At 70.8% G+C, this 14,720-nt stretch carries 10 protein-coding genes; 8 read left to right on the top strand and 2 right to left on the bottom strand.

Going from position 1 to position 14,720, the window contains the following annotated elements; all coding sequences use genetic code 11:
* Positions 1 to 138, bottom strand: coding sequence for a 50S ribosomal protein L34 (gene rpmH / locus ABD254_RS09455; protein WP_068205264.1), 138 nt, complete (start codon positions 136 to 138; stop codon positions 1 to 3).
* Positions 139 to 581: 443 nt separating this feature from the next.
* Here rpmH and dnaA point away from each other — a divergent pair, with 443 nt between their 5' ends.
* From dnaA to ABD254_RS09430, 5 genes are all read left to right on the top strand, one after another.
* Entirely contained in the window at positions 582 to 2,000 is a 1,419-nt protein-coding gene (gene dnaA, locus ABD254_RS09450) for a chromosomal replication initiator protein DnaA (protein ID WP_344247871.1), read from the top strand.
* A gap of 670 nt (positions 2,001 to 2,670) precedes the next feature.
* Entirely contained in the window at positions 2,671 to 3,804 is a 1,134-nt protein-coding gene (gene dnaN / locus ABD254_RS09445) for a DNA polymerase III subunit beta (RefSeq protein WP_344247870.1), read from the top strand.
* A 44-nt stretch (positions 3,805 to 3,848) separates the two neighbouring features.
* Positions 3,849 to 4,781: a phosphogluconate dehydrogenase (NAD(+)-dependent, decarboxylating) gene (gene gnd, locus ABD254_RS09440; RefSeq protein WP_344247869.1), complete on the top strand. Its 933-nt coding sequence runs from the start codon at positions 3,849 to 3,851 to the stop codon at positions 4,779 to 4,781.
* Positions 4,782 to 4,799: 18 nt separating this feature from the next.
* On the top strand, positions 4,800 to 6,044 hold the full coding sequence (gene recF, locus ABD254_RS09435; protein WP_344247867.1) for a DNA replication/repair protein RecF: 1,245 nt from the start codon (positions 4,800 to 4,802) through the stop codon (positions 6,042 to 6,044).
* Positions 6,034 to 6,675 carry a DciA family protein gene (locus ABD254_RS09430; RefSeq protein ID WP_344247865.1) on the top strand — a complete coding sequence of 214 codons (642 nt, stop codon included), beginning with the start codon at positions 6,034 to 6,036 and terminating at the stop codon, positions 6,673 to 6,675. Before recF ends, ABD254_RS09430 begins: the two co-directional genes overlap by 11 nt.
* 115 nt (positions 6,676 to 6,790) lie before the next feature.
* Here ABD254_RS09430 and ABD254_RS09425 read toward each other — a convergent pair whose 3' ends face one another.
* Positions 6,791 to 8,464, bottom strand: a complete 1,674-nt coding sequence (locus ABD254_RS09425) for a hypothetical protein (RefSeq protein ID WP_344247863.1) — start codon at positions 8,462 to 8,464, stop codon at positions 6,791 to 6,793.
* Between the two features lie 556 nt (positions 8,465 to 9,020).
* Between ABD254_RS09425 and gyrB the strand changes: the two genes are divergently transcribed.
* The 3 genes from gyrB (at position 9,021) to ABD254_RS09410 (ending at position 14,626) form a co-directional block, all read left to right on the top strand.
* Entirely contained in the window at positions 9,021 to 11,054 is a 2,034-nt protein-coding gene (gene gyrB / locus ABD254_RS09420; RefSeq protein WP_344248531.1) for a DNA topoisomerase (ATP-hydrolyzing) subunit B, read from the top strand.
* Between the two features lie 129 nt (positions 11,055 to 11,183).
* Positions 11,184 to 13,790, top strand: a complete 2,607-nt coding sequence (gyrA, locus tag ABD254_RS09415; RefSeq protein ID WP_425553735.1) for a DNA gyrase subunit A — start codon at positions 11,184 to 11,186, stop codon at positions 13,788 to 13,790.
* Positions 13,790 to 14,626: a DUF3566 domain-containing protein gene (locus tag ABD254_RS09410; protein ID WP_344247861.1), complete on the top strand. Its 837-nt coding sequence runs from the start codon at positions 13,790 to 13,792 to the stop codon at positions 14,624 to 14,626. Before gyrA ends, ABD254_RS09410 begins: the two co-directional genes overlap by 1 nt.
* The last annotated feature ends 94 nt before the right edge of the window (positions 14,627 to 14,720 follow it).

Raw genomic sequence — 14,720 nt, 5'->3', positions numbered from 1 at the left:
TCAGGCAGAGAGCTCGACGCGACCCTTGCGCCGGCGGTTCGCCAGGATGGCGCGGCCGGCACGGGTGCGCATGCGCAGCCGGAAGCCGTGGGTCTTGGCACGACGGCGGGTGTTCGGCTGGAAGGTCCGCTTGCTCACGAGGTACTCCAAGAAACGTCGGGGAGGCACACCGTCAGTTCCTCGACGATGCCGGGCAACAGGTCGGTGTGCATCAGATGACGCAGGGTGCCGACCGACCGCCCCGAGGACCGGCAGCCCGCATGAGGGCGCGCGAAAGGACCTGGAACGGCTGTCCGACGTTACGCCGTCGAGGGGTGCAAGGTCAAACCGGCCCGGGCCGGTCCGCGACGCCGCGACCGACCATCCGCGGACCGGGTTGGCTACGATGGCGAAGACCTCACGCACCTCGGCGCGACGTCGCGCTCCGTGCCCGCTGCGGTCGTCAGCCGCATCGATCGCCCACAGGGTTGTCCACAGCTTCCACAGCATGTGGACAACTGTGTGGACGGGCGACGAGCGTGGCAGACTCACGGCCTCATCGCCAGCCCGAACGACCATTCCGATCGACAAGGACGACGCCCGTGGCCCAGCCGGACGAGAACATCACCGACGTCTGGGCGCACACCCTCGCCACCCTCGAGGCTCGGCCGGACATGACGGCCCGGCAGCTCGCCTTCATCAAGCTCGCCAAGCCCATGGCGATCCTCGACGACACCGTCTTCATCGCGGTCCCGCACGAGCAGACGCGCACCTACCTCGAGACGAGCGTGCGCGACCAGCTCGCCTCCGCGATGGCGTCCACCCTCGGGCGGGACATCCGGTTCGGGATCACCGTCGACCCCGAACTGAGCAGCGACACGCTCACAGGTCCCTCGCAGGACTACACGGCGCCGCCGATGGAGACAGGCGTCGCCGACGAGCCGGACGCACCCGTGCTCCCGCCGAGCCCGAAGCAGTCTGCGGAGCCCACCCGGCTCAACCCGAAGTACATCTTCGAGACGTTCGTCATCGGCTCGTCCAACCGGTTCGCGCACGCGGCCGCCGTGGCGGTCGCCGAGGCGCCGGCGAAGGCGTACAACCCCTTGTTCATCTACGGCGACTCGGGGCTGGGCAAGACACACCTCCTGCACGCCATCGGGCACTACGCCCACAACCTGTATCCCCACGTGCGGGTCCGGTACGTGAACTCCGAGGAGTTCACCAACGACTTCATCAACAGCATCGGCGAGGGCCGCGCGGGCGCGTTCCAGCGCCGGTACCGCGACGTCGACGTGCTCCTCATCGACGACATCCAGTTCCTGCAGGGCAAGGAACAGACGATGGAGGAGTTCTTCCACACCTTCAACGCCCTGCACAACGCCAACAAGCAGGTCGTCATCACCTCCGACGTCCCGCCCAAGCAGCTCAACGGTTTCGAGGACCGCCTGCGGTCGCGCTTCGAGTGGGGCCTGATCACCGACGTCCAACCCCCGGACCTCGAGACCCGGATCGCCATCCTCCGCAAGAAGGCGGCAAGCGAGCGGCTCGACGTCCCTGCCGAGGTCCTGAGCTACATCGGCTCGCGCATCTCCACGAACATCCGGGAGCTCGAGGGGGCGCTCATCCGGGTGACCGCGTTCGCCAACCTCAACAGGCAGCAGGTCGACCTGGCGCTGGCGGAGATCGTCCTCAAGGACCTCATCACCGACGACGACACGGCGGAGATCACCCCGTCGATGGTCATCGCGCAGACAGCCGCGTACTTCGGGCTGACGATCGACGACCTGTGCGGATCGTCACGGTCGCGCGTGCTCGTCACCGCCCGACAGATCGCCATGTACCTGTGCCGCGAGCTGACCGACCTGTCGCTGCCCAAGATCGGGCAGCAGTTCGGCGGCCGCGACCACACGACGGTCATGCACGCGAACAGGAAGATCGCCGGCCAGATGGCGGAGCGCCGCTCCACCTACAACCAGGTGACCGAGCTCACGAGCCGCATCAAGCAGCAGCACCGCGGCTGAACAACGCCACGACGAACGACTCCTCGAACGCCCCGTCCCGGCCCCGATGCGGCCGTGACGGGGCGTTCGTCGTCCAGCAGCTTTCGTTCCCCCGCGCCCCGGACCGCTTTCCACATGTGTACCCACAGCCACAGGCGGGAACTACCGCGTGCCGAGGCTCCTCGTCCCCAGGCCTGTGGAAGGGCGTCGTGGACAACTCGGGCATCGGCGTCCCCTGCGCGATTCACACCTGTGGACAAACTTGTGGACCGGTGTGGACCACGGGCCCGAAATCGTGGACGACGATCCCCAGATCGGTGGACGCCTGTGGGTACAGATCCCGTCGCCCACAGGCCGGCGGAGTTCTCCACACCCCGGCCCCCACCGCCTCCACAGCTCGAACAAAGCTTTGACCTGCGGAAACAGTGGTTCTCCCCAGAATCCACAACCCCTATGACGATGACTACTGATTGATAGAGGAAAAAGACACCGCGCCTTCATCAGGCTGACGGGCCGATCCGCCAGACTGCCGCCCGGCCCGTCCACACACCTCACCGAACGCGTGCCGAGGGAGGCTCGACTCGCGTAGGGTTTGGCACGGACGACGGCCGTCGGAGAACGGGCAGCGGATCCTCGCGGCTCCTGCTCCGCCACGGCGTCGCCCCTACCGACCGACAACTCGAGGAGTGGGATGAAGTTCCGGGTTGAGCGTGACGTCCTGGCGGAGGCCGTGACCTGGACGGCGCGCACGCTTCCCACGCGACCGCCGGCGCCGGTGCTGGCGGGGGTCCGCATCGAGGTGGACACCGCGGGCACGATCGGGCTGTCGAGCTTCGACTACGAGGTCTCCGCGCGCTCGGAGATCCCCGCGGAGGTCGCCGAGCCGGGCACCGTGCTGGTCTCGGGCCGCCTGCTCGCCGAGATCTCTCGCGCGCTCCCGCACAAGCCGGTCGACGTCACCCTCGAGGGCACCAAGGTCGTCCTCACCTGCGGCGCCTCCCGCTTCACGTTGCTGACCATGCCGGTCGAGGACTACCCGGCCCTCCCCGCGATGCCCGAGCTCAGCGGCACCGTCTCTGGGGACGCCCTCACGCACGCCGTCGCGCAGGTCAGCGTCGCCGCCAGCCGCGACGACACCTTGCCGCTGCTCACCGGCGTGCGGATGGAGATCGAGGGCGAGCGCATCACGCTCATCGCCACCGACCGCTACCGGCTCGCGCTGCGGGAGCTCGTGTGGACGCCGGCGACCCCCGGGTACTCCGCCGTCGCGCTGGTGCGCGCCCGGACCCTGACCGACGTCGCCAAGTCGCTCGGCAGCGGCGGCGGCCTGGTCAACGTCGGTCTGTCCACAGGCCAGGGCGTCGACCTCATCGGCTTCGAGGCGGGCGGACGCCACACGACGTCGCAGCTGGTGGACGGCGACTACCCCCCGGTGCGACGGCTGTTCCCGGACGCGACGCCGATCCACGCCGTCGTGGCCACCGGGCCGCTCATCGAGGCCGCGAAGCGCGTGTCGCTCGTGGCGGAGCGCAACACCCCGATCCGCCTGTCGTTCACCGACGGGCAGGTCGTGCTCGACGCCGGTCAGGGCGACGACGCGCAGGCGTCGGAGGCGCTCGAGGCGGTGCTGGTCGGCGAGGACATCCAGGTCGCGTTCAACCCGCAGTTCCTGCTGGACGGGCTCGGCGCGCTCGGTACCGACTTCGTCCGCCTGTCGTTCACGCACCCGAACAAGCCTGTCGAGTTCACCGGGCAGGAGTCGCTCGACGGCGACGACTCGTCGGAGTACCGCTACCTGCTCGTGCCGATCCGCTTCGCCGGCTGAGCGCCCTCGCGCCGCCGTCTGTCGTCACCCCTCCGGGAGGAACCATGGTCAACCACATCGGTCTTGTCGGCCTGGGCAAGATGGGCAATAACATGCGCGAGCGGCTGCGGCGCAGCGGCATCGAGGTCACGGGCTACGACCCGCGGCCCGAGGTCAGCGACGTGGCCGACCTGGCAGCGCTCGTCGCCGCCCTGCCCGAGGGTCGACGGGTCGTGTGGGTCATGGTGCCGGCCGGCGACCCGACGCGCGGCGTCGTCCAGGAGCTCGGCATGCTGCTGGCCGCGGGCGACATCGTCGTCGAGGGCGGCAACTCCCACTACCCCGAGGACCAGGCGCGTGCCGCGGAGCTCGCGACGACCGGCGTCGGGTACGTCGACGTCGGCGTCTCGGGAGGCGTGTGGGGCCTGGAGAACGGGTACGGCCTCATGGCCGGCGGACAGAAGGAGCTCGTCGAGCACCTCATGCCGGTCTTCGACGCGCTGCGGCCCGAGGGCCCGCGCGAGGAGGGCTTCGTGCACGCCGGTGAGGTGGGTGCCGGGCACTTCGCCAAGATGGTGCACAACGGCATCGAGTACGGCCTCATGCAGGCGTACGCCGAGGGGTACGAGCTGCTCGCGGCCAAGGACATCGTCACCGACGTGCACGGCACGATGAAGGCCTGGCAGCGGGGCACGGTGGTGCGCTCGTGGCTGCTGGACCTCATGGTCAAGGCGCTCGAGGAAGACCCCAAGCTGGGGGCCATCGACGACTGGGTCGACGACTCGGGCGAGGGGCGGTGGACGGTCGACGAGGCGATCGACAACGCCGTGCCCCTGCCGGTGATCTCGGCCGCCCTGTTCGCGCGGTTCGCCTCCCGCCAGGAGGAGTCGCCGGCGATGAAGGCGGTCGCCGCGCTGCGTCAGCAGTTCGGCGGTCACGCCGTGCGGCCGGCCGGCCCCGCGTCCCCCGGTGCGGGCCCGCTCGAGCCCCCGGCCTGATCAGGCCCGCAGGAGCCCATGTACGTCTCGCACCTGTCGCTCCTCGACTTCCGGTCCTACGCCGAGGCCGACGTCGAGCTCGAACCCGGCCCCAACGCCTTCGTGGGGCGCAACGGGCAGGGCAAGACCAACCTCGTCGAGGCGATCGGCTACGTGGCCACGCTCGGCAGCCACCGCGTCGCGACCGACACCCCGCTGATCCGCGCGGGGGCCGAGCGGGCGGTGGTCCGGACGCGCATCGTGCGCGGCGACCGCGCGTCGACGGTCGAGCTGGAGATCACGGCCGGCAAGGCCAATCGGGCCCGCGTCAACCGGGGGCAGGCCGGCCGCGCGCGTGACGTCCTGGGGATCCTGCGCACGGTGCTCTTCGCCCCCGAGGACCTCGCACTCGTCAAGGGTGACCCCGACGGCCGGAGACGGTTCCTCGACCAGCTGGTCACCCAGCTCCTGCCGCGGGCGGCCGGACTGCTGAGCGACTACGAGCGCGTGGTGCGGCAGCGCTCGGCCCTGCTGAAGACGCTGCGGGGCGTCCGGCGGGGCGGGCGGACCGCCGACCTGTCCACGCTCGAGGTGTGGGACGCCCGGGCGGCTCAGCTCGGCGCGCAGATCCTGGCCATGCGGATCGCCCTCGTGCAGGCGCTGCGCCCCGAGGTGGCGGCCGCGTACGCGCAGGTCAGCGACGCAGACGGGCACGCCGAGCTGACGTACCGGTCCACCGTCCCGGAGTTCGACGGCTCGGCTCAGTACGGCGCCGGGCGAGGCCGGGCGGCGCCGTCGGCCGCGGACCTCGAGAAGGTTCTGCTCGCCGCGATGACGCACCTGCGGGACCAGGAGGTCGAGCGCGGCGCGAGCCTCGTCGGGCCGCACCGGGACGACCTGGTGCTCACGCTCGGCGGGCTGCCGGCGAAGGGCTACGCGAGCCACGGCGAGTCCTGGTCGTTCGCGCTCGCGCTGCGGCTCGCGTCGTACCGGTTGCTCGGCGGCGGCGCGGGCGCGCCGTCGGACGTGCGGCCGGACCCGGCCGAGGGGACGGCACCGGAGGACGCCTTCTGGGACCCGGATCACGGCACGGACGCCGACCCGGTCCTCGTCCTCGACGACGTGTTCGCGGAGCTCGACGTGCGGCGCCGTGAGCGCCTCGCGGAGCTCGTCGTCCCCGCGCGGCAGGTCCTGGTCACGGCGGCCGTGCCCCAGGACGTACCGGCCGGCCTGCTCGGGGCGCGGTTCGAGGTCACCCCGGGCGAGGTGCGCCGTGCGTCGTGACGGAGCGGACGACGGCGCGGAGCCGTCGGCCGGCCAGGCACCGATGGACGGCGAGCCGGCCGAGGAGGGCGAGGGCGCCACGCCGGGTCGGCGGAGGCGCGAGGGGGACCTGCGACCGGTGGGCGATCGGACCGAGCTGACGCCGGCGGTCGAGGTGGCCCGGGAGGCGCTCAACAGGGCGAAGGCGGCGGCACGGGCGAAGGGCCTGCGCCCCGGATCCCCGGCCCGCCGGTCACCGCTCGCGGAGCCGCACAGCGGCCACAAGGGGCCGGGCGCGCGCGACCCCCAGCTGCTGTCCGAGGTCCTCGGCCGGCTCCTGCGCGACAAGGGCTGGACGGCCGACGTCTCGGTGGGCGGCGTCATCGGACGGTGGCGCGAGGTGGTCGGCGACCAGGTCGCCGACCACTGCCAGCCGGAGACTTTCGAGGACAAGGTCCTGGTGGTGCGCGCCGACTCCACAGCGTGGGCCACGCAGGTGCGGCTCCTCGTCCCCACGCTGCTGCGTCGGCTGGCGGAGGAGGTCGGCGAGGGCGTCGTCGACCAGGTGACCGTCCTCGGCCCCGCCGGGCCGGGCTTTCGCAAGGGCCGCCGATCGGTGCGCGGTCCCGGGCCCCGGGACACGTACGGGTAGCGGACCGCACCCGCAACGACGGCGAGACACGACGGGCCCGACCGGAGATCCGGTCGGGCCCGTCCTGCGTGGCGGGCCGGCGTCAGCGTGGCCCGATCACGCGGTCAGCGCTGCTTCAGCGCTCCTGCAGGCGCCGGCGCAGCCAGAACAGCGTCGCGCCGCCGCCGACGAGCAGCACCGCGATGCCCGCGACCCCGGCCACCGTGGCGCCGGTGGCGGCGAGCTGCGGGCCCTCGGGCGTCGCCCCGGCGACCACGTCACCGCCGCCCATCCCGGGCGGGTTGGCGCACTGCGTCGACGCGGCCGGGTAATCGACCACGGTCACGTAGTCGGGGTTGACCTCGAACCGCACCTGGACGCCGTCACGGGTCCACGCGTAGTTCCCGTCCGTCTCGACGTAGGAGCCGTCGGCCTGCTGCTCCCAGCCCGGCCACTGCAGCGGCTCGGTGTCCGACGCGCCCGGCCACAGCAGGCTCCCGGCGAGCGGCTGGTCGGTCACGACGTAGTCCTCGCCGTCCGGGTTGACGAAGGTGACCGTGAGGGGCGTCTCGTCGTCGACGACAAGGCCCTCGGGCAGCCCGACCTCGTACCCGAGGTACGGGACCTCGGACTCGCAGACCGCGGCGATGTCGCCGGGGACGAGCGCGCAGTCGACGTCCGTGAACGCCTCCGACGAGACGGCGTAGGTCGCCGTGGTCGTCCCGGTCGAGGTATACCCCTCCGGCAGCTCACCCAGCGTGTAGCCCTCGGCGGCCGTGGCGACGATGCCGTCGGCGGTCGACGCGTAGGTCACGGTCTCGCTGTCGGCGGGCAGGCCTACCTCGTCGTTCTCGACGCCGCACAGGTCCGTGACCTGCGGGACCTCGGGCGTCGTGACCGGCAGCTCGACCTCGCAGGCCGCGGTGTCGAAGTCGAAGGTCCACGTGGTCGTCGTGCCCTCGGGCAGCTCGACGCCGTCCTTCGACGTGGCCGTGACGACGACGCTCGAGCGGTCGTCGTTCCACTGCTCGGCGTACGTCACGAGCTCCGAGGTCGGCAGCGTCACTGCGTCCTCGTCGGTGCCGCACACGTCGACCGGCGTCGGTTCGGGGAGCGTCACCGGCTCGGGCGAATCGGTGCCGCAGTCCGGCACCTCGACGAGGTCGCTCAGCTCCTGGTGGACGGAGCCGTCCTGCACCAGCCACCGACCGAGCTTGCCCACCGGGGGCTCGATCGTGCCCGGCCAGCCGGCCCAGACCTCGTCCAGCTTGACGATGTCCTGCTGGACGGCCCAGCCGGGGCCGCAGACGAACTCGGGGAGGTCCTCGACGGGCAGCTCGCCCTTCGTCCAGAACCGCGCGCCGTCGCGGGACGTCACGAAGGTCTGCTGCAGGGAGTTGTCCCAGCTCGCGGGCTCATCCTTCTCTTCCTTCTCGTACACGTAGACCCCGGTCTGGTAGGCCGGGCACGACTCGAGCGTCCCGTCGTCGGACCAGTCGTACTGCGTGCCGTCGTGTCCGTCCCAGGCGTCGACGGAGACGGACCAGGAGGAGCTTCCGACGAGGTCGATCTCGTCGTTGTAGTACGAGCCGCCGAAGTTCGTCTGGATCACGGTCGCGCCGTCGACGGTGACGGTGACCGTGTTCGTCCGTCCGTCCCGGTCGTCGGCGTAGGCCTGGAGGTTCACGGTGAGCGTGTCGCACGTGGCGGACGCTTCGGGGGTGTGGGCGGAGGCGGGCGCCGCGGTGGCGACGAGCATCCCGCCGAGGGCGAGCGTCGACACGGCGACGCCCGCCAGGGTCCTCTTCACGGTTCGGGTGGTCCCTTCGTGGGTGGCGGCGGGCGCACATGGCCCGCGCGGGGAGGGAGGAGCGTCGCATTACTACCACCTTTCACCCGCTAGCGGGTGAACTCTGAAGAATCCGATATAAGGCTGAAATACGGGCAGCCGGGACGCCCGGATCGGACCCGGACCAGAGCCTGTGGACAACCGTGTGGAGAAACCGCGCCCAGGGCCGTGTGATCCTGCATCTCGTGGTGCATCCAGGGCCGTGAATCCGCGGATCCGACCCCCTCGGCAGGTAGACTGGAGCAGTCATTCCGGGTCACGTCACCGGGCGCCCGTGGGCGCTGCCAGACAGCGGCCACGCGGGCGAGGGGCGGCCGACGGTCGCCCCCGTGCCACGCGGCACGTTCGGTGCGTGCCCGGAACCTGTGAGCCGCGCCGTTCGCACGCTTGTGAGGCGCGTCCGCGTGCACGACGACCGAGGAGAAGCCCACCCGTGGCAGACCGAACCGACACGACCCGACCCACCTCTGCCCCCGACGGCAGCCCCGGGGCCGGGGGTGGGTACGACGCCGGGAACATCACCGTCCTGGAAGGCCTCGAGGCCGTCCGCAAGCGTCCGGGCATGTACATCGGCTCCACCGGTGAACGCGGCTTGCACCACCTGGTGTACGAGATTGTGGACAACTCTGTGGACGAGGCCCTCGCGGGCCACGCCGACACCATCCGGGTGACGCTGCTGGCCGACGGCGGGGTGCGCGTCCAGGACAACGGCCGCGGCATCCCCGTGGCGATGCACCCCACGGAGGGCAAGCCGACCCTCGAGGTCGTGATGACGATCCTGCACGCGGGCGGCAAGTTCGGCGGCGGCGGGTACGCCGTCTCCGGCGGTCTGCACGGCGTGGGCATGTCCGTGGTGAACGCGCTGTCCACGCGGTTCGTGTCCGAGGTCAAACGCGACGGGCACCACTGGCGCCAGGAGTACCGCGACGGCGGCGAGCCGGTCACCGAGGTGGAGCGCCTGGACCCGCTCGGCCCGGACGAGAAGACCGGCACCACCCAGACCTTCTGGGCCGACGGCGGCATCTTCGAGACCACCGAGTACGACTTCGAGACCCTGCGCTCCCGCTTCCAGCAGATGGCGTTCCTCAACAAGGGGCTGCGCATCACCCTGGTCGACGAGCGCGCCGGCCACACGGTCGCCGACGACGAGGTCACCGGGGCGCACGTCGCCACGGACGACGTCGTCGCGGACGACGGCGCGGACGAGGACGGCTCCCCCGCGCCGACCGGCGGCGCAGCGTCGGGCGCGCGCAAGGTGACGTACCTCTACGAGAACGGCCTCACCGACTATGTCGCCCACCTCAACGCGGCGAAGAAGACCGAGCTCGTGCATCCGGAGATCATCGACGTCGAGTCGGAGGACACCGAGCGCAAGATCTCCGTGGAGATCGCGATGCAGTGGACCAACGCCTACAGCGAGTCGGTGCACACCTACGCCAACACGATCGCGACGACCGAGGGCGGCACGCACGAGGAGGGCTTCCGCGCGGCGATGACCACGCTGGTCAACAGCTACGCGCGCGAGAAGGGGATCATCAAGGAGAAGGACGAGAACCTCACGGGCGACGACATCCGCGAGGGCCTGACCGCCGTCATCTCCGTCAAGCTCGGCGAGCCCCAGTTCGAGGGCCAGACCAAGACGAAGCTCGGCAACACCGAGGCCAAGACCTTCGTGCAGCGCGTCGTCCGGGAGAAGCTCACCGACTGGTTCGACTCCCACCCGACCGAGGGTCGCGACGTGATCCGCAAGGCGATCCAGGCGTCGCAGGCGCGCATGGCGGCGCGCAAGGCGCGCGAGGCCACGCGCCGCAAGGGGATCCTCAGCTCGGGCGGGATGCCCGGCAAGCTCAAGGACTGCCAGTCGAACCGCCCTGAGGACTGCGAGATCTACATCGTCGAGGGCGACTCCGCCGGCGGCTCCGCGGTCCGCGGGCGCAACCCGCACAACCAGGCGATCCTGCCGCTGCGCGGAAAGATCCTCAACGTCGAGCGCGCACGGCTGGACCGGGCGCTGTCGAACGCCGAGGTCCAGGCGCTCATCACCGCCTTCGGCACCGGCATCGGCGAGGACTTCGACCTCGCGAAGCTGCGCTATCACAAGATCGTGCTCATGGCCGACGCCGACGTGGACGGCCAGCACATCTGCACCCTGCTGCTCACGCTGCTGTTCCGGTACATGCGGCCGCTCATCGAGCACGGGCACGTCTTCCTCGCGCAGCCGCCCCTCTACCGCCTGAAGTGGTCCAACGCGCCGCACGACTACGTGTACTCGGACCGCGAGCGGGACGCGTTCCTGCAGCAGGGCCTCGCGGCGGGCAAGCGGATCCCCAAGGAGAACGGGATCCAGCGGTACAAGGGCCTCGGCGAGATGGACTACACCGAGCTCTGGGACACCACGATGGACCCGGAGCACCGCACGCTGCTGCAGGTCACGATGGACGACGCCGCAGCGGCGGACGAGATCTTCTCGGTGCTCATGGGCGAGGACGTCGAGTCCCGCCGCAGCTTCATCCAGCGCAACGCCAAGGACGTCCGCTTCCTCGACATCTAGCGGAACGCCATCGGTGTACAGATCGATCGCGCGCCGATGTACAGCGACATTCGAGGACGACGGATCGCGCCCCGGCGGCGCAGGACAGGAAGAAGGTAGACGGTGACGGACGAGACTCCCGGCCCCGACATGACGGACGGCGTTCCCGGCGACGAGGCGCCCGAGATGACCGACGCCCAGCCGGACACCGCGCTCGCGGTGCACCACGGCCGCATCGAGCAGGTCGACCTGCAGCTCGAGATGCAGCGCAGCTACCTCGACTACGCGATGAGCGTGATCGTGGGCCGCGCGCTGCCGGACGTGCGCGACGGCCTCAAGCCGGTGCACCGGCGCGTGCTGTACGCGATGTACGACGGCGGCTATCGCCCCGACCGGGCGTTCTCGAAGTGCTCGCGCGTCGTCGGCGACGTCATGGGCAAGTTCCACCCGCACGGCGACACGGCCATCTACGACACGCTCGTGCGCCTCGTCCAGGACTGGGTGCTGCGGTATCCGCTGGTCGCCGGGCAGGGGAACTTCGGTTCGCCGGGCAACGACCCGGCCGCCGCCCCGCGGTACACGGAGTGCCGGATGGCGCCGCTCGCGCTCGAGATGGTCCGGGACATCGAGAAGAACACCGTCGACTTCCAGGACAACTACGACGGCCGCACGCAGGAGCCCGTCGTCCTCCCGGCGCGCTTCCCCAACCTGCTCGTCAACGGCTCGGCCGGCATCGCCGTCGGCATGGCGACGAACATCCCCCCGCACAACCTGCGCGAGGTCGCCGAGGGCGTGCGCTGGCACCTGGCGCACCCGGACGCCTCCCGCGAGGAGCTGCTCGCGGCGCTCATGCAGCGCATCAAGGGCCCCGACTTCCCCACGGGTGCGCAGATCCTGGGCACCAAGGGCATCGAGGAGGCGTACCGCACCGGGCGCGGCTCCATCACGATGCGCGCCGTCGTCAACGTCGAGGAGATCCAGAACCGGATCTGCCTCGTCATCACCGAGCTGCCCTACCAGGTCAACCCGGACAACCTGGCGAGCAAGATCGCGGACCTCGTCAACGACGGCAAGATCGCCGGCATCGCGGACATCCGCGACGAGACCTCGGGCCGCACCGGCCAGCGCCTCGTCATCGTGCTCAAGCGCGACGCGATCGCCAAGGTCGTGCTCAACAACCTGTACAAGCACACGCCGCTGCAGTACTCGTTCGGCGCCAACATGGTCGCCCTCGTCGACGAGGTGCCCCGCACGCTCAGCCTCGACGCGTTCGTCCGGCACTGGACGACGCACCAGATCGAGGTCGTGCGCCGGCGCACGGAGTACCTGCTCTCCGAGGCCGAGCGCGAGATCCACATCCTGCGCGGCTACCTCAAGGCCCTGGACGCGCTCGACGAGGTCATCGCCCTCATCCGCCGCTCCCCCGACGCCGACCAGGCCCGCACCGGCCTGATGGAGCTGCTCGACGTCGACGAGCAGCAGGCGAACGCCATCCTGGCCCTGCAGCTGCGCCGCCTGGCAGCGCTGGAGCGCCAGAAGATCATCGACCAGCACGCCGAGCTGGAGCGACGGATCGAGGACTACCAGGACATCCTGGCCAAGACGGAGCGGCAGCGCTCCATCGTGCGCGAGGAGATGGACGACATCGTCGAGCGCTACGGCGACGAGCGCCGCACGACGGTGCTGCCGTACGACGGCGACATGTCGGTCGAGGACCTCATCCCCGAGGAGGAGGTCGTCGTCACGATCACGCGCGGCGGCTACGCCAAGCGCACCCGCTCCGACAACTACCGCGCCCAGCGTCGCGGCGGCAAGGGCGTGCGCGGTGCGGCGCTGCGCGAGGACGACATCGTCGAGCACTTCTTCGTCACGACGACGCACCACTGGCTGCTGTTCTTCACGAACCTGGGGCGCGTCTACCGGGCCAAGGGGTACGAGCTGCCCGAGGGCGGCCGTGACGCCAAGGGCCAGCACGTGGCGAACATGCTCGCCTTCCAGCCCGGCGAGCGCATCGCCCAGGTGCTCGACCTGCCGGACTACGAGGCGGCCGACTACCTGGTCCTCGCCACGCGGCGCGGGCTCGTGAAGAAGACCCGCCTCGGAGAGTACGACTCTCCGCGCTCGGGCGGCCTCATCGCGATCAACCTGCGAGAGGACGACGCCGGCACGCCGGACGAGCTCGTCGCAGCGCGGCTGGTCAACGCGGACGACCACCTCATGCTGGTCTCCCGCAAGGGGCAGTCGATCCGGTTCCCCGCCGACGACGACACCCTGCGCCCCATGGGCAGGGCGACGTCGGGCGTGACCGGTATGAAGTTCCGCGACGCCGACGAGCTCCTCAACGCCGACGTCGTGACACCGGGCACGGACCTGTTCGTCGTGACGGAGGGCGGGTTCGCGAAGCGGACCAGCATCGACGAGTACCGCGTGCAGGGGCGCGCCGGGTTCGGCATCAAGGTGGCGAACCTGGTCGAGGCTCGTGGAGACCTCGTGGGGGCACTCGTGACCGAGGCCGACGACGAGGTGCTGGTCATCATGGAGCGTGGCAAGATCGTGCGCTCCGCGGTGGCCGAGGTGAACCTCACCGGCCGCACCACGCAGGGCGTCACGTTCGCCAAGCCTGACAAGGGAGACCGCATCATCGCCGTCGCCCGGAACGTCGAGCGCCGGGAAGTCGACGAGGCGACCGACGACGAGTCGGTTAGCGTGGACGGGCAGGCCGCCGACGAGCACGAGAGCAGCGGGGACGAGGACTGATGACGGAGAACACCGCGTCGACCCGGACGTCGGGCACCACGTCGACCACGTCGGCGTCGCAGCCCGGGGTCGAGTCGGAGATCGACGACCAGACGCACCGCAAGAACCCGGTCCCGGCTCCGCCGACCGGATCGAACGGGGCGAACCGTCCCGGCGCACCGGCGCCGGGCCCGACAGGCGGCGCGGCCGGCTCGAGCTCCTCGACCGGGGCGTCGCCCGTCAAGGACGGCGCCGTCAAGGCCGCCGCGGCGGCGCTCGCGGCGGCGAAGAGCGCCGCGAAGAAGGTCCAGTCCGTGATGCCGGACCCTGGCTCCCGCGCGTCGGAAGGCGAGGGCGCGGCGTCCGCGGCCGGCACCCCGCGGGCTGCAGCCTCCGACGATCCCCGGCCGGAGATGCACTACTCGAGCGGCGGGGTGCACCCCGCCGGTGTGGGCGTCGGCGTGGCCGGGGCGGCGTCGGGCACCGTCCGCGACGCCGGCCCGCGTCGTGTGCGGTTGTCGATCTCTCGCGTGGACCCGTGGTCGGTCATGAAGCTCGCCTTCCTGCTCTCGGTGGCGATCGGCTTCATGACGGTGGTCGCGACGATGGTCGTCTGGTACGTGCTCAACGACATGGGCACGTTCGCCACCGTGCAGGACTTCCTGCAGAACACGGTGGGCCCGCAGACGGTGAACATCGTCCAGTTCATCGCGTTCGACCGCGTGGTCTCGACGTCCGTGCTCATCGCCATCGTCAACGTCGTGCTGCTCACGGCGATCGCCACCATCATGGCGATCCTGTACAACATCACCGCGGCTCTGGTCGGCGGCGCGCACCTCACGCTGACCGACGAGTGACCGTTCTGGTGACCGGGACCGACGTCACACCTCGTGGTGCCGGCCACGGTTTGGGAACGGGCCTGTCGGTGCGGTAATGTTCCGTGCTGCACGC

The sequence above is a fragment of the Isoptericola hypogeus genome (genome assembly GCF_039531145.1).
Taxonomy (GTDB): Bacteria; Actinomycetota; Actinomycetes; order Actinomycetales; family Cellulomonadaceae; genus Isoptericola; species Isoptericola hypogeus.
The sequence above is the reverse complement of the archived record's forward strand: the minus strand, read 5'-3'. Positions and strand labels throughout refer to the sequence as shown.